This window comes from Novipirellula caenicola, from assembly GCF_039545035.1.
Classification (GTDB): Bacteria; Planctomycetota; Planctomycetia; order Pirellulales; family Pirellulaceae; genus Novipirellula; species Novipirellula caenicola.
On record NZ_BAABRO010000016.1, the window covers coordinates 48,185 to 70,422 of the forward strand.

Here is a 22,238-nt window from a genome sequence, read left to right on the forward strand (position 1 = left end):
AGCCCTGATGGTAGGATGAGCTGCGCGGATTCCTAAACCAATTTCGGTACGGTCCCTTTCCCACACAGGATGACATCCATTGAAGCAATTCCAACTTAGCATGATCCTGATGACCTTCTTGTCTGTCGCGACGGTTGAAACCCGCGTGTATAGCCAAACCAATGCGGCCCCACCGCTTGCGCTCGCTCATGCCCACAACGATTATGCGCACTCGCGTCCGTTGCTGGATGCACTGGATCACGGATTTACCAGCGTCGAAGCAGACATCTATCTGGTCGGCAGTGAATTGTGGGTCGCTCATTCCCAGGACGAACTGAAGCCTGAACGAACGCTACAGTCACTGTATCTCAATCCGCTACAACAACGCGTGCGTCAGAACCACGGATCGGTCCACGCCACCGACGATCCGTTTTATCTGCTGATCGATATCAAGAGTGCAGCCGAGCCCACCTACGCAGCGCTCGCAAAAACGCTGGCTCGATATCCCGAGATGATTTCGGTGGTACGAGACGGCGAACTGCATCGCAATGCCGTCACCGTGATCGTTTCCGGCAATCGCCCCTTTGAAATGATGACCGCGGAAACCGTGCGATACGCGGGCATTGACGGTCGACTGAGCGATCTGGGGTCGCGTTTGCCCAGCCATTTAATGCCGCTGATCAGCGACAATTGGCGCAAACACTTTCGCTGGAATGGCAAAGGAACGATCAGCACCGAGGACCAGCAGAAGTTGGATCAGACGATCGCATCTGCACATGCTCGGGGCAGACGCGTTCGTTTTTGGGCGACCCCGGATACCCCGGCGATGTGGCGTGTCCTGCATGGAAACGGTGTCGACATGATCAACACCGACGATCTAGCAGGACTGGAAACGTTTCTTCGCCAAATCGACCGCGACCGCTAGTCGATTCAATTGCTCTGCAGACTTACTGCTGCCCGTAAACAGGTGCTTTCCAATCTTTGGGCAATCGGCCTTGCGGTTTCACCCCGTAGGCGTCGCTAGGGATCGGATGATCTTCGGCGGTCAGCAGCGGCAGATCGTCGGGTAGATGTTTGATCTTAAAATCTTTGTACTGGATCTTCATCGCGGGCCCGACGTGCACTTGGACGGCCAACACACCTTCGAGCGAACGTCCCTTCTCGTCCAAATCGATCAGGTCGGCGGTCGGATGCCCGTCGATCCAATGTTGATGATGATTGCCGCGAACCAAGACGCGGTAATCGTGCCAAGCTTCGGTGTCAAAATCCTTGATCGCTTCACTGCCCGCAAGTTTTCCAACCACCCACGGTTGTCCCTTGCTGTCGATGATCACTTTCTCGCCGGTGTGGGAAAGGATTCGGCGTCCCTTTTCTTCGTAAAGCATCCCGTTGTAATTGGGATTGTCGGCGACGACATCGCATTGGTAACCGGTCACGACGTCCAATCCGAGATCGGGACGCGATGTGCCGCGATACTGAAGCCCACTGTTGCCGCCGGCGGTGACTTTGACTTTGACTCGCAAATCAAAATTGCGGATCGTCGAGTTCTTCCAGGTGATGAAGCGGTTCATCTTGAGCGAGCCATCGGTCACGCCGGTCAACGCACCGTCTTGCACCGACCAATACTGCGAGTCGCCCGACCACTGACGCAGTGTCTTGCCGTCAAACACTCGGACGAAGCCGTCTTTGTCCGCTCGCGTACCAACCGCCGCCGAAGCCTCGGGATGAGGCGCCGTCGAGGGCGTGAAACCTTTTAGCGGATCAAGCGGACCGCCTAGTTCAGCGACGCGATCGGTGGTCCGTTGACGCATCGCTTTGAGCGTTTCGGCATGTTCGGGATCCGAGGCTAAATTGACCAATTCGTTAGGGTCGTTTTTCAGATCGTGCAGGAATTCGTGGTTGTCATGATCAAAATAGCGAACGTATTTGTAGCGTTCGTTGCGGATGCCTTCGAAGGCTGGAATCCGATTGCGAACGGCGAAGTGTTCATGAAACGATTCGGTCCGCCAATCGGCTGGTTTTTGCGAGTCCACAATCGGTTTCAGAGAATGACCTTGATAACGCTTGGGAACTTCGACGTTCCCCCAATCCAAGAATGTCGCGGGGAGGTCCAAGTTTAACGCGATCGCGTCGCTGACTTTGCCTTGCTGAGTTTTTGGAACTCGCGGGTCTGCAATGATCATCGGCACGCGAAGCGCTTCCTCGTAATGCGACCACTTGCCTGCAAACCCACGGTTGCCCATGTAGTAGCCATTGTCGGCCGAGTAAACGATGATCGTGTTGTCAGCCAATCCGGCTTCTTCCAATGCGTCGATAAAACGCCCGATTGCGCCATCGATACCGCTAACCATGCGGTAGTAAGCTCGCATATTGGTTTGATATTTTTCGTCGGTATTCCATCGCCAAAAATAACGTTCGCGATTGATCGTGGTTTTCAGAAAGTCGGGTTGTCCGTCGAAGATCGCGGGATCGCCGAGTCGTGGTGGGGCGATTTGGACGTCTTCGTACATCCCGTCGACCGCACGAGGCCATGGGAAGTGACCGATCCCAGGGCGACGATCACCGTCTTCGGCATGGCAAGCGTTGAACCACATGTTCAGCGCGAACGGTTTGTCCTTAGGCTGATTCTTGACAAACTCGATGCCGCGATCAACGATCAATTCGGTTTCGTGACGCAAACTGCCATCGGCTTGTTTTTTGTAGTACGGGTTTCGCCCAATCGCTTCGAACTCGTCAAAGTGATCTTGGTTTCGATAGCCCGCAGGCATCTTGGCGTGCCATTTACCGAAGTAGCCGGTGCGGTATCCGTTTTCTCGCAATAGGTCGCTGTACAAGGACTCCACTGCATCGGCCCGCGCCGTGTCTGGATTCGCGGAGGTACCGAAACTGCGTCCTGTTAATCCCGACAGGATGGTGGTGCGGCTGACCCAGCAAATGGCTTGGCTGACAAACGCATTTTCGAATCGTGTGCCTCGCGCGGCCAACGCATCAATGTTGGGCGTTTGAATCACATCGTTGCCGTAGCAGCCAATCGTGCTGGTGGTTTGATCATCGGCAAAGAAGAACACGATATTGGGACGCTCGTCGGCACGTGATCGTCCCGGCATTAGCAGCAGCGCGGTAACGACGATAAGCGATAGCACAGAGAAATGTTTTTTCATCATGGCGGTTGGGAAACGAGGGAAAGGTTTTTTTAGATAGGGGGGATGTATGACTTGACTATTCAAAGTCACTTGTCATCTCGGCTCGTAACTTCAGCAACCGCTGCGTGATGTCGGGTCGAGATTCTGCAACATTATTTTCCTCGCCAATGTCTTGGCTTAGATCCGCAAGAAACAGTTTATCCTTTAATCGGCCACCGTCTTTGCGCTGGGTTTCGTTTGCCGACGTGTCACGAGGGTTACCGATCAATTTCCAGTTCGCCTCGCGGACCGCCCACTGAGCGTTTTTGCCGCCACCACCGAACTGCCAATAAAACGTTTCGCGTGGCGGCTTTGCATCATGACTCAAAACATCCGCGATCGAAACACCATCGAGCGTGTTTTCAGGCGGTTTTACGTCGCACAGCTGGCACAGCGTTGGCAACCAATCACAAGCGGTCATGAATTGGTCACGTGTTTGGCCGGCGGGGAATTTTGACGGAAAGCGAACGATCGATGGAACTCGAATGCCCCCTTCGAATAGCGAAAACTTGGCTCCCCGATAGGGCCCGGCGTTGCCGCCACCACCAAAGGCGCGAATCTCGGTGCTGTGGCCATGGTCGGCTTGGTAGATGACGATCGTGTTTTCGCTCAGCCCGTTGCGATCGAGGTGCTCGATCACTTCACCAATGTACTGATCCATCGTCGACAAAAACGCACCGTACTCACGGCGGGGGGATGGCAGGTCCTTGTAACGCTCGAGCCAATCAGGTGTTCCTTGATAGGGGTAGTGCGGCGCGTTGAACGCCCAATACAGGAGCCAGGGTTGATCGGACGGTTTGTCGATAAACGTTTTACAGCGATCCACCATCAACTGAGGAAAATACTCGCCCGGTCGATAGACTTCGTGTCCGTTGTCAAACAGGTCATGACGGTTCGGCCCGGCCCAGAAAAAGAAGTGCGAGTAGTTATCGATACAGCCACCAAGATGGCCAAGCCAGTCCTCAAAACCTTGCCCCTTCGGATTCTTTTCTGCCGTCTGACCGAGATGCCACTTGCCGACTTGTCCGGTGCGATATCCCGCGTCACGAAAGACTTCGCCGATCGTGACTTCTTCGGACCGCAGATCGCCGTTGCCAGGTTGTCCCGCGCGTGCGGGGTAACGTCCCGTCAACAATCCCACACGACTCGCCGAACACACTGGTGCAGCCGAATACATCTGAGTCAGCAGCAGTCCTTGGTTGGCCAAGCGATCTAAATTCGGGGTCTGCAAATCGGTGACGCCCAAACACCCCAGATCGATCGAGCCTTGGTCGTCGCCGTAAATGATCAATACGTTGGGGCGTTCGGCCAGCGATGGTTTCGCAAACACCGCCAACAAGATGGTCAACGCTACGACGGCAGCAATCCAAGAAAATCGAATCATGGTCAGGCTTGGGTAAGAGATGGCGAGGTAGTGTCGGGGCACCGAACGGTCCGTGTCGTCCAAGAACGTCCAGCTTAATAAGATCACAACCCGACGCGTATGTTTTGATGCTGCGTGTTTATCTTTAGGGGCAAAGCCCCGGGCGTTTACCTAGCCCAGCCCAACGGGCTGGGACCAAGAAAACCAATGAATGGAAGGGCCAACGGCCCGGCCGTTTGCTCGGCCTTTGGTCCGGGGAACGTCTTCAAAGCGGGTTGTGATCGTGATTGCTCAGCGGCCCCAAGTGATCACTCGGTGTGATAGCCTCGCCACATCCATACCAACGTGTCAGCCAGCGTGTGCTCGAACACTTTGCGGTCACAGTGCCGTGTCGCTCGGCTAAACACGTAGCGGTAATCATATCCCTTTGCTTCTAGTGCTGCGGCAGTCCGCTCATTGGCCATCACCCAATTGTGATGCGTTCTCTCGGGATCGTTCGCGCGGTTGTCGTTCTCGGAGACATGCGTAAAGATTCGCAGCGGCTTCTTTTCGCTGTTGGCGATCAATTTCATGCTCGAATGGTATTCCCAAGCCCCCAGCGGGTAATCGGCTTCTTCGGGAGCGTCGTCGTCTTGTTGGTCCACAAAGGTGCCCGAGTAAGTGATCAAGCGGCGAAACAAGTCGGGGCAAAACCAGCCCATCGTCAGCGCCGCGGCGCCTCCGGAACTGCATCCCATCGCGGCTCGGCCCCATGGGTTTTCGGTGAAGCCAATGTTGGGATAGGCCGCTTTGATTATCGGGTTGTTGAGCACCGCGGGCAGCACTTCGTCGTTGATGAACCGAGCATAGCGGTCGGACATCGTGTCATACTCAAGTCCTCGTTCGCTTCCCTTGCCATCGTTGCCTCCGTTTTGGACCGCGATCGCGATAAAGGCGGGCAACCTGCGGTTGGGATCTTTTGAGATCGTCAAATTATCGAGTGCGTTGCGGACCAAATCCAATCGGCTCGGACCATCCATCGTGACCAAGATCGGAGCCTTGTTCCCGTCGACGTAGGCGGCGGGAACATAGACAAAAATCTTTCGTTCCTTGCGAACTTCCTTTTTCGGGTTCAGCGTGGTGTCCGTGCCCGGAAAAATCTTGCTGTCGGCAAGTGGCATCGTGAATTCAAAATACTTGCCCTTCGGATTTCCTCGGTCGGTTAAATCGGGATCGATCGAGTAATTGGGGCCGACAATGTGCTTGCCATTGCCCTCGGTCCCAGGATTTTCGGAATAGGTGTCCGCCGCCGACGCGAGACTGCAGCTAACCGGGATGGCAAGGAGGGCGACGAAGCAAGTGGACGTCAAACGAACCATTGATTTCATGAACATCAAGAACTTTGCGGAGAGATATTGGGGGGGGAGGCACGGGATGCTGGATGATTTGTCGACAAACGCCCCAGAGGGGACGCTATTCTACTTAGAATTGCCGCCTGACGAGTTCGAGTTCGCAAAGAAATCGCAGAGCGATCGAAAGATTCCAATGGCAAAGAAATGAAAAGGCTCCTGCCCGGCGAGATATTGGGAATTCGAGAATCAACATCAACAATCATTGGAAAAAGAAATGTTGGCCGACGACATACGCAATCTCTACATCAACGGTCTGACAAAGCCGAACGCAGATATCCTACGCAAGCAAACCATTGAAAAAGGGAATCCCGGCTCGATTTTGATCGATATCCAAATGTTGATCGAGGCGATTGGCGAGGGATTGCCGACCACCAGCAAGTATTTTCTCTTGCCGCAAGGTCGGCTCGATGAATTCAACCAACGGCTCACCACGCCGCTGGTTCACAATATCAAGCGACCGCAACTGAGATCGTTTCCCGCTCTGATGGGATTGTTCTTATTGCTGCGTTCCAGCGGGTTGGTGGTAGGCGAAGACAAGCCGAAACGCAGGATGTTCGTCGATCCTGAAATGCGAGCGCAGTGGGAATCTCTAGAGCCCACGGATCAATACATGTCATTGCTCGGCACTTGTATGACGACCGCCTCTTTCGAGATCGTTGGAGAACGTGGCATGCATTCGCATGGTTTGAAACAGAGATTTGAAGACGCGTATTTATATCTCGATAGGCGTAAATCATCTATTCTTGACGATCTAGGGCTTGAGTATCACGTCGCATACAACTTGATGCATCAATTCGGTTGGTTGCGACTTAAGTATGCATCCGAAGCCAAAGCCGGAAAGTCGGCTGAACTTCAGTGGGTCGAGCGACTTCCGTTCGGAGATGCAATGTTCTGTGCCTGCTGCGGGCTCAAGAATCGTGTCTCCGACTCGGACGAGGAATTTCAGGCTACGTTGAAGCCCTACTTTCCAGAATGGAAAAAATCATTGACAGAGCCCGAGTCTGAGTTTCAAGAATTTCAGTTCACGCTCAAAGTCTCGTGGGGTGATGTCTGGCGTCGGATCGTCGCTCCAGACGAGACAACGCTCGAGGAACTTGCGGCGCTGATCATCGAAGCTTTCGATTTTGAATTCGATCACCTCTACCAGTTTGAATATCGCAACAAACGCGGCCAGAATGAGACCGTCATTTGTCCGCAATTAAGGGATGGAGTTTACTTCGCCGACGAAATGATGCTGGGGCATCTGCCCATCGGAAAGGGCGAATCGATGCTCTTTCATTTTGACTTTGGTGATGATTGGAAATTCAATGTCTTGATCGAAGACTTAAGCGATCTGCCCGATGAGTACGAGGAACCGAAGATCACTGATCGATTCGGTGAGGCACCCAAGCAATACCCGTTCGAAGATGAATGGGATGATGAGGATGACGACGAGGATGATTACGGGGACGAGGATGAATCAACGCAAGGATGACCCAGGGCGGTTTCAAGTTTAGCGTGGTAGTGGTAGGCCGGTTGCGATGGCTTTGCGGCTACCTCTCCCAGCTTCGCCGGGCGAGGTGACTTGCTACAGCATGGTAGGCTTTTGAAATCGACCAATATTAACCGTTACACCCCGTTGGGTTCGAGTGTGGCTACGCGATCACGTCGTCGATGATGCGGCCGTGGACGTCGGTCAATCGGAAATCGCGACCGGCATAGCGGTAGGTCAATTTCTTGTGATCAAATCCCATCAGCTTCAGCATCGTGGCGTGCAAGTCGTGCACATGCACGCGGTTTTCAACCGCTTTGAACCCAATCTCGTCGGTCATCCCAATCGTCTGGCCGCCTTTGACACCGCCGCCAGCCATCCACATGGTGAAGCCATGATGGTTGTGGTCTCGACCATTCATCTTGCCCTGGTTCGAGCCTTCTTTGGGCATCTCCACCACCGGCGTCCGGCCAAACTCGCCACCCCAAATCACCAAGGTTTCCTCGAGCAAACCGAGCCGTTTCAGATCGGCCAATAGCGCCCCGATTGGCTGGTCGACTTGGCCGGCGAGCCGTTTGTGGCCGGCGTTCAAGTCGTCATGGTTGTCCCAAGGTTGTCCGGCTCCGGTGTAAAGCTGAACATACCGTACGCCTCGCTCGACCAACCGCCGGGCGATCAAGGTTTGACGTGCGAAATCGCCGGGGCCATAGGCTTTTCGTACCGCCGCCGTCTCTCGCGAAACATCAAATGCATCGGTTGCTTCGTACTGCATCCGGTACGCCAGTTCGAACGACTGGATTCGTGATTCCAATCGTGGGTCTTCAGGACGCTGGGCTGCATGACGTTGGTTGATCGACGCCAGCAGGTCCAATTGTTGACGCTGGTCGTACTCTGAGACTCCAGGCGAGCGAATGTTGTCAATCAGTTTTTCGACGCGCTCGTGACTCGAATCGATATAGGTGCCCTGGTATTTACCCGGCAGGAAGCTGTTTTGCCAATTCTGGGACTCTTTGATCGGATAGCCCCCCGGGCACATGACGATGAACGACGGCAAATTCTCATTCTCGCTGCCAAGTCCATACGTGACCCATGACCCGACACTGGGGCGGACCAGTCGCGATTCGCCCGTATTCATCAACATCAGCGAAGGTTCGTGATTGGGCACATCGGCATGCATGGAATTGATCACGCAGATGTCGTCGATGTGCTCGGCTGTTTTGGCAAACAACTCGCTGACGTGAATTCCACTTTCGCCGTAGGGTTTGAACTTGAACGGAGACCCCATCACGTTGCCGGTGGGACGTTCTGTTTTTAAGGTGCCGGTGGGCGCTGTTTTGCCATCGAACTTGGCCAGTGCCGGTTTGTAATCGAACGTGTCGACATGGCTCGGTCCCCCGTTCATGAACAGATGGATGACGTATTTCGCTTTGGCGGGAAATTGCAGCGGTAACGATTCAGCGGCCATCGCGTCTCGGCTGAGCATGTCGCCCAATGCGACCGCACCGAAACCGGTACCACATCGGCGCAGCATTTCACGACGCGAAAGAGAACACGAAAATGGATTCATCGAATCGCACTCATCGAAGGAAGGGAGGGAAGGCGGGAGCGAGCGAGGGGGGATCTTGAGGACGCTGCTATTCTAACGGATCTTGCCAGCGTGTCGCGGGCAATTTCTAGGTGTCCGTCTGTAGGTGACCGTCGCGGGGGCGTTCGATCCGAAACAAGGAAAACGCGATTGGCGCACGCCTCACCGCAAAACAAACCTCGTTTACAGTCCATGTTGTTGCATGGGACTCGCGAGCGGTGCGTCCAAAACGTCCTTGCAGTCCGCGTTCCGCCGCTTCCAGGACTACTTCTTGCAGGACTACTTCAGCTCTTCGAAGCCTTCGAAGGCGTCGTCGCCGCCCGCCATCGGTTCACCGCCAAATCCATCGTCTGCGGGCATTTCGGCTGCGACCTCGTCACCAGCAAAACCTTCGTTTTCGCCGAACGCTTGCTCTTCCGCTTCCTCGGGCATGGCCTCGGGGTCGGCGGCAGCCTTGGGTTCTCGCGGTTTACGGTTGCCCATTAGCGATACAATCGGTACCGCCAGGATGACCGCGACGAGAAAGACGACCCAGAGAATGAAATAGATCATCGATAGATGGCAAAACTCACGAGGAACGAAGGAAAACGTGGGTCTGTTAGGATAGTTGCCGCATGGCGACCACGCAACGAAAACATCCGCAGATGCCCGCCATCTGCTATTCGTAATCCCATTTCATGATCCACGGATCCTGCATCTCTTTCTGCATCGCTTTCAGCTTGGCCTTGTAACGCTCCAGGATATCTTTGTGCCCTTCGCTGTCGGCTAGATTGCTCGTTTCATTCGGATCGGCCGCAATGTCGTATAGCTCGAATTGGGGGCGGTGAACATAGCCGTCGACAGTCTTGTTGCCGTACGGCGCGTCAGGGCCTTTCTTCCACTGAGCCTGCCAGCTGCTGGCGGCCCACAAATCCGAAGCGAACGGGTACGGCAGTGGATAGGCGATATTCCAGATCAATTTGTACTTGTCGTCGCGAACGACTCGCATAGGGTAATACATCTGGATTTCATGGAACGTGTGCGAGGCAAAAATGGTTTCGTGATGTGGTTCGGACGGATTTGCCAAACAGTGCATCCATGATTTGCCGTGGTAGGAGTCGAATTTCTTGCCTCCGTCACGGTTGTCTTTCATCGCCTCGTCACGCTCGGCCCAATACTTTTTGACGTTGATTGGATTTTTGGGGCCGTTTGTTTTCGGATCCAACCCGCCGGCAAAATCGAGGATCGAAGGAGTGATGTCGATGTGGCTGATCAGGGCCTCGGATTCGACCCCGCGCTCGCTTTGGTAGGGATCGCGAACGACAAAGGGAACTCGCAGCCCTCCTTCGTAGACGGTCGTCTTGCCTCCGGCGAACGCCATTCCGTGATCGGCGGTAAACACGATCATCGTCTTGTCGTAGAGATCGTTGGCCTTCAGGATCTCAACCAAGCGAGCGACGCCTTGATCAATCCGCGAACACGATTGGTAGTACTGAGCCAGCTCTTCGCGTGTCTCGGGCGTGTCGGGCAAAAACGCCGGCACGACCACGTCCGCAGGATCGTAGAACACCTCGTCGACGCCGGGATAAGCTTTGCCGTTGGGCTTGTTGCCAAAGAGATCGGGCTTCAGTTCGAGCTTGCTGGTCTTGTCCACGCCGCCACCGCGATGGGGGTCCGAGGTGGCAAAGTACAAAAAGAAAGGCCGATCATCGCTCGAATCGATGATGAAGTCGCGACTCGCATCGGCCATCTCAACGGCGTTGCGTGAATTGCCTTTTAGATAGGTTTCGAAGTGATAAACCGCCTCGGGCGCTACGTGGTACTTGCCGATCTGTCCCGTGCGGTAGCCTGCGTTCTTCATCACTTGCGGCATCGCCAAACCGACCACGTCGTGAAACGACGCAAATTTGTGGTAGTGGTGTTGGTGACCAAATTGTCCGTTACGATGGTTGTGCAGTCCACTCATCACCACACTGCGGCTGGCGCTACACGACGCGGTGGTCGCGAATGCATTGCGAAACAACATGCCATCTGCGGCGATCGCATCAATGGCAGGCGTCTTGGCAACCGGATCGCCATAGCACCCCAGCGTAGGGCTTTCGTCATCGGTGATGATAAAAATCACATTGCGTTCGGCTGCGACAAGGCTGCCGAGCGAACATAATGAAAGGATCGGGGCAAGTGTCAGGAGTGCGAAACGCATGAGCTGCGTTCCGAAGTGGGCAGGATTTCGCATAGGATGGGAAGGCATGAGGTTGGAAGGGGGGAACAGCATCGAAATCAATCGTGGCAGCAGCGATGGTGAAAGCTTCAAACAGTGGAACCCTCGCGTTGTAGCGGAAGTCGTCAAGACTTTCGTTGCAATTGCTAATGATCCAAAACTCTTGACGGCTTGTTGATTTAAACCAAATGCAAATCGCGACAGTGAGCCATGAGCCACAACGCACCGGGTGGTGCGAAGGACCCGGCCGCTGACGCGTCGCGGCTCAGGAAATCAATAAGCCGTTGACGAGTCCCGCTACCTTGAAACTCACCTTCGACAGAGCGTTAGTTTAATAGATTCACAATCAGATGGCGAATACGTTGCATCAATTTCAAGTTTTTCATTCGCGAGCCCTCTGGTTCGGTCGCAATCTTAGCGGCCCGGCTCAATCCGGCCGGTTGGCATGGGTAAGCCGTGCGAACGCGATGCTTTGCCCGATCCTGAAGATCGCTTTTCTTTTTGCCTTGATCGCAACGCCGTCATCTGGGGCCGATCGCACCACATTTGCCGTCGCATTGCCGGCTGACGCTACGGCCGTGGATGCGGCAACGTGGAATGGAGCCACCTTCGCAAACCAAGCCATGCTGGACACGCCTGCAGCGGCGGGCACGGCATCATCGGCAACCGATACGGCTTGGCGGGCTTACACCGAACTATGGCAATCTCATGCCGACGATCCTGGTGATCGAGCGGTTCGCCGTTTCCTCGGGCTGTCCCTTCGAGGAGTGATTGAAATCGGATCGGCCCGTGGTCGCTCGGCTCCGTCGTGGTTGCAGTGGCGGCGAGGCAGTTACCAGCAGTTCGAATCGCCTCACTTTACCATCTACAGCCGCGCTTCGGACGATGATTCAAAGCGAGTCGCCGTCGACCTGGAACAGTGTTATTGGGTTTGGACGCAGATGTTTTTCCCGTTGTGGGAAGGCAAGCAACAGGTCGCGTTGGCGTTTGCCGAGTGGACCCCTGGAACGTCGATCGCCGATCATTTGGCCAAAAAAACGTCGCGGCTTTCCACACGTACGAAAATGAAAGTCGTGCTCTTTCGGGATTGGAACGAGTACGCTGCGACGCTTTCTAAAGCGATTCCGGGGATCGAGCGTTCCACTGGTTTTTACAGTGACGAAAATCGCACGACGTTCCTGTTTGCCGGGCACGAGGAAACCGAAGCAACACGTCGCCACGAACTGACGCATCAATTGTTTCGTGAAGCCACGCGATCGACTCGCGCGCGGACCAGCCGTTCGGGAAGCGACAAAATGCCTGGCGAAGATGCCGGGTTCTGGTTAATCGAAGGCATCGCCGGCTACTTTGAATCACTGCAGTTGCACCCGAGTCATGCGACGCTCGGCGGGTGGGATGCTTCGCGGCTGCAATACGCTCGTTACCGCACGTTGGTCGGAGGCGATTTTATGCCGCTTTCGGAACTCGGGCCCGAAGGCCGGCTGCAAGCTCAACAACGCCCCGATCTGGCTCGCTACTACGCGCACGCGATCGCCCACACCCATCAATTGCTTGATGGTGGCAACGTTGAAAACCGCAAATGGATCTATCACCGTTTGGCCGAGTTGTATGGAATCGAATCCCCTTACCCCAACGTTGCCGCCCCCGACACGGGCGTGCAGCCGCTGCGTTCGTTTCTGAGCGTCAATGACGATGATCTGAAACGCAATCCGCCTGATCCCACGACGAAGCGGTTGTGTTTGTCGTCCTGTGAAGTGACGGCCGATGGGATTGAACGATTTCCAAAACTGCCGCAGCTCGATTGGCTGGATCTTTCGCGAAATCGCCAAATCGATTCGGGCGTCGTGAACTCGGTTCTGGCCGGTGCCACGTCGCTGACGCAGTTAAGTCTCGAAGCGACGGCGGTCGATAACCGCATCGCCGGTTCTTTGAAAAATGCCCAGAAACTCGAGGAACTTGATCTCAGTTTTGCGGCGATCGACGACACGCTGATCCAGGCGATTGGCGGTTTGAACGAGCTGCGAACACTGTGGCTGACCAAGACCGAGGTATCCGACGTGGCGATGGACGTGATCGAGTCGCTGCCGAAATTGGAAGTCCTGGACGTCCAACAAACCAAGGTTACCGATGCTCGGCTCGAGCAGTTCAAACGAGCCCGACCCAACGTCAAGCTCAATCCGCTGGAGCTGCGCGTGCAATGACTCACCCCAAGGAATCAGCCCTGCCTCAGTGTTTCCGGCTTCGCCAACATTTCGCCTCGCTGGCGGTGGACGATGTCCGTCAATCGGTCGATGCCGCGATTGGCAATTCGACGTTGGCAAGCCGGATTCGTCCGGGGCAAACGGTCGCGATTGCCGTCGGCAGCCGCGGGATCGCGGACTTGCCGACCCTCGTTTCGGCCGTGGTTGATTTTATCAAACGATGCGGCGGCGTTCCCGTGATCGTGCCGGCAATGGGCAGCCATGGCGGCGCGACCGCCGAAGGACAAGCCGCATTGTTGCGATCCTTGGGAATGGAGGAAGCGGCGATGGGGTGCGAGATCCGTGCTTCGATGGACACGATCGTGATCGGCACCTCTTCGGAGGGACTGGACGTTCACTTTGACAAAATCGCCAGCCAGATGGATCACGTCGTGGTGCTGAACCGGATCAAGCCACACACACGTCTGGTCGGCCGCTACGAAAGCGGGCTGGCCAAGATGTTGATGATCGGGTTGGGAAAACACCAAGGCGCAATCGTTTATCACCAAGCGATGGCGGATGCTGATTACTGTTTAGACGCGATGGCGGCAGAGATTGTGCCGATGATCCAGGCCGCCGCGCCGATCTCGCTCGGGCTCGCGATCATCGAAGATGCGTTTGACCAAGTCTCGCATGTCGAAGCGGTCGAACCAGCCGAATTCCTGTTGGCCGAACCACGATTGTTGACGATGGCACGCCAGCGGATGCCGCGTTTGCCGTTTGACCATATCGATCTTTTGATTGTCGATCGAATGGGCAAAGAGATCAGCGGCACCGGAATGGATACCAACGTGGTGGGCCGTAAATGGAACGACAAGATCGCCGCGGCGGACGAGTTTCCGAAAGTCAAACAGATCTACGTGCGTGATCTCACCGACCAATCCGCTGGCAATGCCGCCGGGATCGGAGTGGCCGAATTTTGTCATCGCCGCGTGGTGGAAAAGATCGATTACGAAAAGACTCGCGTCAATTGTTTGACCAGCATGCACGCGACGGCCGGTGCCGTGCCGATCCATTTTGACTGCGATCGCGAAGCGTTAGTCGCAGCGATGGGACAAGTTGGCAAGCGGACACGCCAGCAGCTGCGTTGGGTCTGGATCCAAGACACGCTCCATCTGAGCGAGCTGGTCTGCAGCGAAGCCTACTGGGACGAAGTGGCTCGCGGCGAGGACCGCAGCGGCGCGGCGCTCGAAACCCTTGGCGAACTTGGGCCATTGAGGTTCGATGACGAGGGAAACCTTCGGTCGATATCGGAATTTCTAATCGAGTAAACTGCCCCGCTTCTAATGGAAAACGTTCCCCCCCCCTTTAGCGTGGCTATGCTAACCTGGAACGGCCGCACGCTCCTCTTGTGGACGAGATGGCAAATTCGCTAGGCTAAACGGCCTTGTCTACCCCAAATCACGGCGGCGTTTGCAAGCGATCCTGCGATTTTTCCCCGTTCGATTCATTTTACAGCGTCCTCCTGAACTTTCGGTCCCCATTGTCTGACGTCGTTTCACAGCCGACCCCGTGGTCTGAACGGATTTCCGAGCGATATCAGTGCGTTTTGGCACCTGATTTGGCTGATTGGCTGGACCGTGAGATCTGGAAACGCAAAGGCACGGGCGAATTCCGCGTGCCGATCGCCGCCGATGGGTTGCTCTCGGATGCTCCGGATGAAATTTGGCCCGGGCTGATGCCCTGTGACCTGTTGCCGATACTGGGGGATTCCGACGGTAATTGGGTCTGTGTTCGCGCCGATGCAAACAATCAGCTGGCTGAGATGGTCCAGTGGTTTCATGGCGGAGGCGATTGGATGCCTTGGGGCAAACGATTGGCGGACGCGATTGTTTTCGAGGCCGTGGTCGAGCGACTGCCAGGCCCCCGACGACGATTGGCGATTCCTGCGGAAAATCCCAAGCAAGATTTTGATCCGCTCAATGACCCCTTCGTGCACTGGGCGTTCGAACATCAACACAAGGCGATCCGCGAGCTGTTGGCCGAGCAGATCGGAGCTCAAGAGTCCGCCGATATTCTGCTTCGTGAAGACGTCGCCTGCGAAGCCGTGCGATGCGAATTGGTCCAAGATGCAATGCATCAACCTTGGGCCAGTCGACTCAACAGCAAACTGGCCAACCAACTCGGGTTGTCATGGAACGATTGCGTCTCGTGGATGTTCGATGGATCGCGGATGCCCGAGGACGCATGGAGTTTGCTCAAAGAAAAACTAAAGCTAGGTGACCATGATCGCGGTCAGCAAGATTGGCAGGCGGTCGAATCGCATTGCCGCGCCGTGATCGATCATACCTCTGATTCGGCTCGCCAGATCGCTTGGGCATGGGATTTACTCGGCTACGCGATCGAACGCCGAGGGGATGTGGCCGCAGCGATTGCAACGTATGAACAAGGCGCGATGGCATCGAGTTTTACCGATCAAGCCGTTCGCATGAACAGCCATTGGATGCAGCAAGACGCGGCCAAATTTTCGGTTGCCCGACTGCAAAAACTTGATCCGAATCGAGTCGCCGATTCAAAATATTTCTCTAGCTTGCTAGCCACAGACACTCAGTCGTGTCGCCACCAAGTTGTCGAGTACTGGATGGATCAAGCCAACCAGGCAACGTGCGAAGTCCAGCGACACGACCGTTTGATGAAAGCCGGTTGGGATGTCGGTGTCGACTCGTTCGCACGTTACTCGGTGCTGTTGGATCGCGTGGCCGAAGCCGCCGAAGGTTCCGGGCAACATGCACGAGCGACGTTAGCTAAAACGCATCGCCGCTGTTTGCGTAATCGCTACGGCGTCTAGCCAAATCTTGAGTCAACATCCAGCGGGTCGATTTCAACAAGAATCGTTCTCGATGACAGACTCGAAGTCCGGTTCCACAGAGCACCCCCACCAGGCGGATACGGGGCGTCGATTTTGATGACTCCATCGGCATAATCGTTACCGTTTGACGCTCGACCTGCACATTCCTAATCAAACAACACGAACAACTAGAAGTATCAGCACGATCCGGTCGATTGTTCATGAAGCCGGCATGGGTCAACCAAGTGGACGACCCGATGCTAGAAATGTTGAGTGGGTAACAATCGTCTCGGCTTATGTGGGTTTGCTGGGACGAGAGTGCATCTTCTCTCGCGGGTTTAAGTGATAAGCGGCTGTGAAACACTTTCGAGTGTCTCACAGCCGTTTTTTTTTTTGGCGTGATGGGAATTTGGTTCAGTGGGCCAATCTCGCCCAGTCCAATCCTTCGGACTCGGGGCGCCGCCAACGCACCATGAACGCGTTGTCTCGCCGGGCGACCGCCGGTCTGGGAAGAAAGTGCGTCCCAAATTGGATTAGAAGGTGGGAAACCCGAACTTTGCGGCCTATGATAAGTATGATTACCGAAGATGGGCTTGCCGTGATCCCCCACTCGATTCCTCCCACCCTGGCATGCTCGCTTCAGTGTTAGTGGATTCAAATCCCCTCTGTTCTGCCCCTCTCGCCGTATCTAGAGCAAACCGTCATTTCGATGCCGACATTTCAATACCTTAATTGCTGCGATCGCCTTCCCAATCCGTTGCTCGCGATTTCGCTGACCTTGCTGACCAGTTTTCTGATCACAAGTGATCGTGTTTTGCTAGCACAAGGCGGTCCTGCGAGCGTGGTGGTCACGGCGGTCGTGGAAAAGGACATTTCGTCGGAACAGTCATTTGTCGCCAACGTCAAACCGTGGCGTCAAAGTACGATTGGCAGTGCCGTCGATGGCCGTGTTTTAGAGTTCTTGGTCGACGCGGGGCAAGCGGTCACCGAGGGCCAACCGCTTGCACAATTGAGAACGAAGACGATTGAGATCGAAATCGCAGGTGCCGAAGCCGAATTGGCTCTACAGCAAGCAGAGCTCGAAGAGTTAAAGAACGGTTCGCGTCCGGATGAGATCAAACTAGCCGAAGCGTTACGAGACGAGGCCAAAGCCAAACTCGAATACGCTCAAGCCAAACTAGCCCGCGCCAAGCGGTTGTACACCGATACGGCGGGGATCTCGGTCGATGAATTCGAGAGCGACCAAGCGGCAGCCTTGGTAGCCGCCGCGACATTGGCGCAAGCCGAAAGCTCGTATCGGTTGGTGGTCGAGGGGCCTCGCAAGGAACGGATTGCGCAAGCAGCAGCACGAGTGGACAGGCAAACCCAGACGCTCGAAGGGCTGCGGGATCGCCATGCCAAGTACACGTTGAAGTCACCCTTTGACGGCTTTGTCGCGAGCGAGTTGACGGAAACCGGCGCTTGGGTACGCCAAGGCGATCCGGTCGCCACCATAATCGAAATTGATCCAATTGAAATCGAAGTCTACGTGCCTGAGAGCGGCATTCGCTTCGTGCGTCCCGGCGATGAGGTGGTCGTTTTGGTCGAAGCGGTTCCAGGCCAAACGTTTGCCGGGGTGATCGATCAAATCGTGCCATCAGCCGACCCTCAAGCTCGCACGTTTCCAGTGCGGGTGCGAGTGGAGAACGCGGCCGTCGAAGGGCGTCACCCTCTGCTGCCTGGCATGTTGGCGCGAGTCAAATTGCCGTCGAGTGAAAAACAGACGCGTTTGATGGTTCCCAAAGATGCCATCCAGCTAGGCGGGGCGGCTCCGACGCTGTACCGCGTCGTCGATGGCAAGGCGATGGTCGTGCCGGTGGTGATGGGGCCGTCGCAAGGCAGCTGGGTTGCGGTCACGCCCGCAGTATCGGATCAACTCAGTCCGAATGACTTGGTCGTCACTCGCGGCAACGAACGACTTCGCCCGGGGCAAGACGTCAAGATTACGGAGCAACAAAAGACAACCCCTTAACGATTGATCTTCGCGGTTCGTTTTGGGCGAGCGGAAGCCAACCGTCGGAATTCGACGTCGCTGCCGTCGCTAGATGGCGGCGATCCACGCTCTGGCGAGCGTCGCTACCACCCTGATCGGCCGTTCATCCGCCGCGATTCTTAGCGTTTCATCACCATTCATTTCATCGCTACTGCAAACTGATCCGAACACATGCATCCCATCGAATCCTGTGTCCGCAATCCTGTGAAAGTCGCCGTCGGTGCGCTGCTGCTGATTCTGTTTGGCGTGATCGCATTGATCGGGATGCCGATGCAGTTGACTCCCGAAGTGCAAACGCCAACGTTGACGATTGAAACGCGTTGGCCGGGAGCCAGTCCACAAGAAATCGAACGCGAAATCATTCAAGAGCAGGAAGAACAGCTCAAGAGCGTCGAAGGGGTCACCAAGATGACCAGCGAATCGATGGACTCGATGGGCCGCATCACGCTAGAGTTCTTTGTCGGCACGAACATGGAAGAGGCGTTGTTGAAGGTCAACAGCCGGTTGCAACAGGTTCCGGAGTATCCCGAGGAAGCGGACCAACCGGTGATCTCGACGAGCAATTCGTCAGACCGTCCGATCGCGTGGTTCATTCTGAGTGCATTGCAACCGACACGCCAAGAGATTCAAGCCTTTGCCGACCAGCATCCCGAGCTTCGTGAACCGCTTGCCACCGTGCTTCGCACCGACAACCCGGGGCTGCGATTGATGCGGCTGCGCAATCTTGCCAAGGATCACCCGGGCATCGCTCCGCTATTGCCGCCCGATTTGAATGTGCCCGAAATGCGGCGGTTCGCCGAGGACTATATCGAAGCACGACTCGAACGCGTCAACGGTGTCTCCAATGCCAACGTGCTGGGCGGATTGACCGACGAGATGCAAGTCATCATCGATCCTCAGAAATTGGCCGCCCGCAGCCTGACGATTGACGACGTCCGCCGCGTGCTTCGCAACCAAAACCAAGACACCTCGGGCGGCGATTACTGGGAAGGCAAACGACGCTATGTCGTTCGCACGCTGAATCAATTTCGCAGTGCCGATCAAGTCAAATCGCAAGTGCTGGCGATTCGCGATGGGGCGCCTGTGTTTGTCAGCGATGTGGCCGAAGTCAAACTGGGGTTCAAAAAGCCTGACGGTTTGGTACGCCGTTTCGGCGAATCATCGATTGCAATCAATGCGCTGCGGGAAACCGGTGCGAATGTGTTGGACGTGATGGATGGATTGAAACACAGCGTCGATGATCTGAATAACGACTTGCTGCGTGACCGCAAACTGCAACTGTTGCAGGTCTATGATGAAACCGAATACATCGATGCGTCGGTCGGGTTGGTCAACCAAAACATCGTGGTCGGCGGAACGTTGACGATGTTGGTGTTGATGTTGTTTCTGCATTTGAATGTGCGAACGTTGATCTTTGTGCCGTTGATTGTCGCTAGCACCGTCGCATCGATGTTATTGAGTCCTTGGTACGGCTTGATCACGTTGGCGCTGATCGTCATTGCGGGGTTCTGGTTCGCCCGAGGTGCTTTGGTCGTCGGGATGGCGATCCCGATTAGTGTGATCGGCACCTTCTTGCTTTTGAATTTGTGGGGGCGGTCGTTGAACGTGATCAGTTTGGCAGGGATGGCGTTTGCGGTTGGCATGTTGGTCGACAACGCGGTGGTGGTGCTGGAAAATATCTATCGTCATTACCAAGACGGACGGTCACCGTATGACGCGGCGTATCGCGGAACCAAAGAGGTATGGGGAGCGGTGTTGGCGTCGACGTTGACCACGTTGGCCGTGTTTCTGCCGGTCTTGTTCGTCGAAGAAGAAGCGGGGCAACTGTTTCGCGACATCGCGCTGGCGATCAGTGCGGCAGTCGGCTTGTCGTTGATCGTCAGCATCACGTTGATCCCGACGGTCACAGCTCGACTGCTGACCGAAAGGCCTGAACGCTCGAAAGCCACTTCACAGCCCAAGCCAACGCCGCACTCGCTGCAACGTGTGTCCGATCGGATCGTACAACCGATTCTGTGGCTCAGTTCGTTGTTTGTATCGATGGTGGTCGGCACGAACCGGATGATTCAACAGAGTTTGCTGCGGCGATTGGCGTTGGTCACGGTGCTGTTGGCTGCCACCGCGGCGTTGAGTTACGCGTTGTGGCCAAAGGTCGAGTATCTGCCAACAGGCAATCGCAATTTGGTGTTTGGCATCATTTTACCGCCGCCAGGATACAACCTGGATGAACTGTCGAGTCTTGGTGAAACGGTCGAAGAGCATTTGAAACCCTACTGGGACATCGACCCGGATGACCCGGCGACCAAGAATCTCGAATACCCGGCGATCTTTGACTTTTTCTATGTTGCTCGCGGACGGCAAGTCTTCTTGGGCGTGCGTTCGGTCGATCCGCAGCGCAGCGGTGAACTGATTCCGTTGATCCAAAGTGTGCGTTCCAAATTGCCTGGCGCGTTTGTGATCGCCAAACAATCGAGTTTATTTGAACAAGGATTGACCGCAGGCCGCACGATCGATGTCGAAATCACTGGCCCCGAACTCGAGAAATTGGTCGGGATCGGGGGCCAAGTCCTCGGTCAAGTGATGGGAGCGATGGGCGAACCGGTGATCCCCAACGCGCAAGCTCGACCGGTGCCTAGTTTGGACCTTAGCAATCCCGAAACCCACGTGATCCCCTATCTGTTTCAAACCGAGCAAATGGGGGTCGATGCGTCTAGCCTGGGTTATGCCGTGAACGCGTTAGTCGATGGTGCGTTTGCCAGTGATTATTACATCGGTGGCGACAAGATCGATCTGACAATTGTGGGCAGCCCTGATCAGGCGGGGTCGATTCAGGATCTCGAGTCATTGCCGATCGCGACACCAAGTGGTCATTTGGTTCCACTGAATTCATTGGCTCGGATTGAATCGTCAAGCGGACCGGAACAGATCAATCATCGCGAGCGACAGCGGGCGATCACGATCGAAGTGTCTCCGCCGCCCGAGATGGCACTGGAGGATGCGTTGCAGCGGATTGAAACGCAAATCGTCGATCCGATCCGAGCATCGGGGCAACTCGATGGCGGTTACCAAATCACATTGTCGGGGACCGCCGACAAATTGCGTGATACCTGGTTGGCGCTGCGCTGGAACGTGCTGCTGGCCTTGCTGATCACGTACCTGTTGATGGCCGCGTTATTTGAAAGTTGGGTTTACCCATTTGTGATCATCATGAGTGTTCCGCTGGGCGCGGTCGGCGGGATTTTGGGCCTGCGGCTGTTGAGTGTTTACTTGACTTGGCGGGGGCTGCCGCCGCAAGCACTCGATGTGTTGACGATGTTGGGGTTTGTGATCCTGATCGGGACAGTGGTCAACAATGCGATTTTGATCGTGCATCAGTCGCTTAATTTGATGCGAGAAGACGGTTTCAAGTCGCGCGACGCGATTTTGGAAAGCGTTCGCACTCGGGTGCGTCCGATTTTGATGACCACCGCAACGACGGTGCTCGGGTTGTGTCCGTTGGTATTGTTCCCTGGTTCCGGCAGTGAGCTTTATCGAGGTTTGGGCAGCGTGTTGTTGGGCGGGCTGCTCGTGTCGACGATCTTTACGTTGGTGTTCGTGCCGACGTTGTTCCGAATCTTCATGGACATCAAAGAATCGTTTGGCCGCGGAGAGAAACCGAGTCATCCAGATGAGTCGTTGAGTGTCGACGACGATTCGCAAGAAACGCCGGCTGAGGCTCCGGCGCACACCGCCGCCCACGTGATGAGTTAAGGGGCGTGGCTTTCATAGCGGTTTGTGTGTCGTTCGAAATGAAATCACCCTCCCGTGTGCGGGAGGGTCGGACGCGGTAGCGGCCAGGGAGGGTTGGTTGCATTGTGTTTGCACAATCCACCACTAACACATCGAGGCCCCACCCAGAGCTTGCTGCCGCTCGCTTTGACCTCCCCAAAACAAGTTTCGGGGAGGTGAAAATGAAATTACCCTCCCGTGTGCGGGAGGGTCGGACGCGGGAGCGGCCGGGGAGGGTT

The 22,238-nt window shown here is 55.5% G+C and carries 13 protein-coding genes; 7 read left to right on the top strand and 6 right to left on the bottom strand.

Annotated features, from left to right (window positions below; genetic code table 11):
* The first annotated feature begins 109 nt into the window (after positions 1 to 109).
* Complete coding sequence (locus ABEA92_RS24145; protein ID WP_345687074.1) at positions 110 to 904, top strand: phosphatidylinositol-specific phospholipase C/glycerophosphodiester phosphodiesterase family protein; 795 nt, start codon at positions 110 to 112, stop codon at positions 902 to 904.
* Positions 905 to 926: 22 nt separating this feature from the next.
* Here ABEA92_RS24145 and ABEA92_RS24150 read toward each other — a convergent pair whose 3' ends face one another.
* The 3 genes from ABEA92_RS24150 to ABEA92_RS24160 form a co-directional block, all read right to left on the bottom strand.
* Positions 927 to 3,143, bottom strand: coding sequence for a sulfatase-like hydrolase/transferase (locus ABEA92_RS24150; RefSeq protein ID WP_345687076.1), 2,217 nt, complete (start codon positions 3,141 to 3,143; stop codon positions 927 to 929).
* A 55-nt stretch (positions 3,144 to 3,198) separates the two neighbouring features.
* The gene (locus ABEA92_RS24155; protein ID WP_345687078.1) at positions 3,199 to 4,545 is read right to left on the bottom strand and encodes a sulfatase family protein; all 1,347 of its coding nucleotides are present in this window, start codon (positions 4,543 to 4,545) and stop codon (positions 3,199 to 3,201) included.
* Between the two features lie 287 nt (positions 4,546 to 4,832).
* Positions 4,833 to 5,891 carry an alpha/beta hydrolase gene (locus tag ABEA92_RS24160; protein ID WP_345687080.1) on the bottom strand — a complete coding sequence of 353 codons (1,059 nt, stop codon included), beginning with the start codon at positions 5,889 to 5,891 and terminating at the stop codon, positions 4,833 to 4,835.
* Between the two features lie 238 nt (positions 5,892 to 6,129).
* Between ABEA92_RS24160 and ABEA92_RS24165 the strand changes: the two genes are divergently transcribed.
* Positions 6,130 to 7,389, top strand: coding sequence for an IS1096 element passenger TnpR family protein (locus tag ABEA92_RS24165; RefSeq protein WP_345687082.1), 1,260 nt, complete (start codon positions 6,130 to 6,132; stop codon positions 7,387 to 7,389).
* 160 nt (positions 7,390 to 7,549) lie between these two features.
* On the opposite strand, the gene ABEA92_RS24170 is transcribed toward ABEA92_RS24165, so the two are convergent.
* From ABEA92_RS24170 to ABEA92_RS24180, 3 genes are all read right to left on the bottom strand, one after another.
* Positions 7,550 to 8,953: a DUF1501 domain-containing protein gene (locus tag ABEA92_RS24170; RefSeq protein ID WP_345687084.1), complete on the bottom strand. Its 1,404-nt coding sequence runs from the start codon at positions 8,951 to 8,953 to the stop codon at positions 7,550 to 7,552.
* A 297-nt stretch (positions 8,954 to 9,250) separates the two neighbouring features.
* Positions 9,251 to 9,523, bottom strand: a complete 273-nt coding sequence (locus ABEA92_RS24175; RefSeq protein WP_345687086.1) for a hypothetical protein — start codon at positions 9,521 to 9,523, stop codon at positions 9,251 to 9,253.
* 106 nt (positions 9,524 to 9,629) lie between these two features.
* On the bottom strand, positions 9,630 to 11,153 hold the full coding sequence (locus tag ABEA92_RS24180) for a sulfatase family protein (protein WP_345687088.1): 1,524 nt from the start codon (positions 11,151 to 11,153) through the stop codon (positions 9,630 to 9,632).
* A 368-nt stretch (positions 11,154 to 11,521) separates the two neighbouring features.
* On the opposite strand from ABEA92_RS24180, the gene ABEA92_RS24185 reads away from it, so the two are divergent.
* The 5 genes from ABEA92_RS24185 (at position 11,522) to ABEA92_RS24205 (ending at position 21,981) form a co-directional block, all read left to right on the top strand.
* Entirely contained in the window at positions 11,522 to 13,372 is a 1,851-nt protein-coding gene (locus tag ABEA92_RS24185; protein WP_345687090.1) for a leucine-rich repeat domain-containing protein, read from the top strand.
* Complete coding sequence (locus ABEA92_RS24190) at positions 13,369 to 14,682, top strand: nickel pincer cofactor-dependent isomerase, group 22 (RefSeq protein WP_345687092.1); 1,314 nt, start codon at positions 13,369 to 13,371, stop codon at positions 14,680 to 14,682. Before ABEA92_RS24185 ends, ABEA92_RS24190 begins: the two co-directional genes overlap by 4 nt.
* A 290-nt stretch (positions 14,683 to 14,972) precedes the next feature.
* Positions 14,973 to 16,199, top strand: a complete 1,227-nt coding sequence (locus ABEA92_RS24195; protein ID WP_345687094.1) for a hypothetical protein — start codon at positions 14,973 to 14,975, stop codon at positions 16,197 to 16,199.
* A 709-nt stretch (positions 16,200 to 16,908) separates the two neighbouring features.
* Positions 16,909 to 18,210 carry an efflux RND transporter periplasmic adaptor subunit gene (locus ABEA92_RS24200; RefSeq protein WP_345687096.1) on the top strand — a complete coding sequence of 434 codons (1,302 nt, stop codon included), beginning with the start codon at positions 16,909 to 16,911 and terminating at the stop codon, positions 18,208 to 18,210.
* Between the two features lie 192 nt (positions 18,211 to 18,402).
* Complete coding sequence (locus tag ABEA92_RS24205; RefSeq protein ID WP_345687098.1) at positions 18,403 to 21,981, top strand: efflux RND transporter permease subunit; 3,579 nt, start codon at positions 18,403 to 18,405, stop codon at positions 21,979 to 21,981.
* The last annotated feature ends 257 nt before the right edge of the window (positions 21,982 to 22,238 follow it).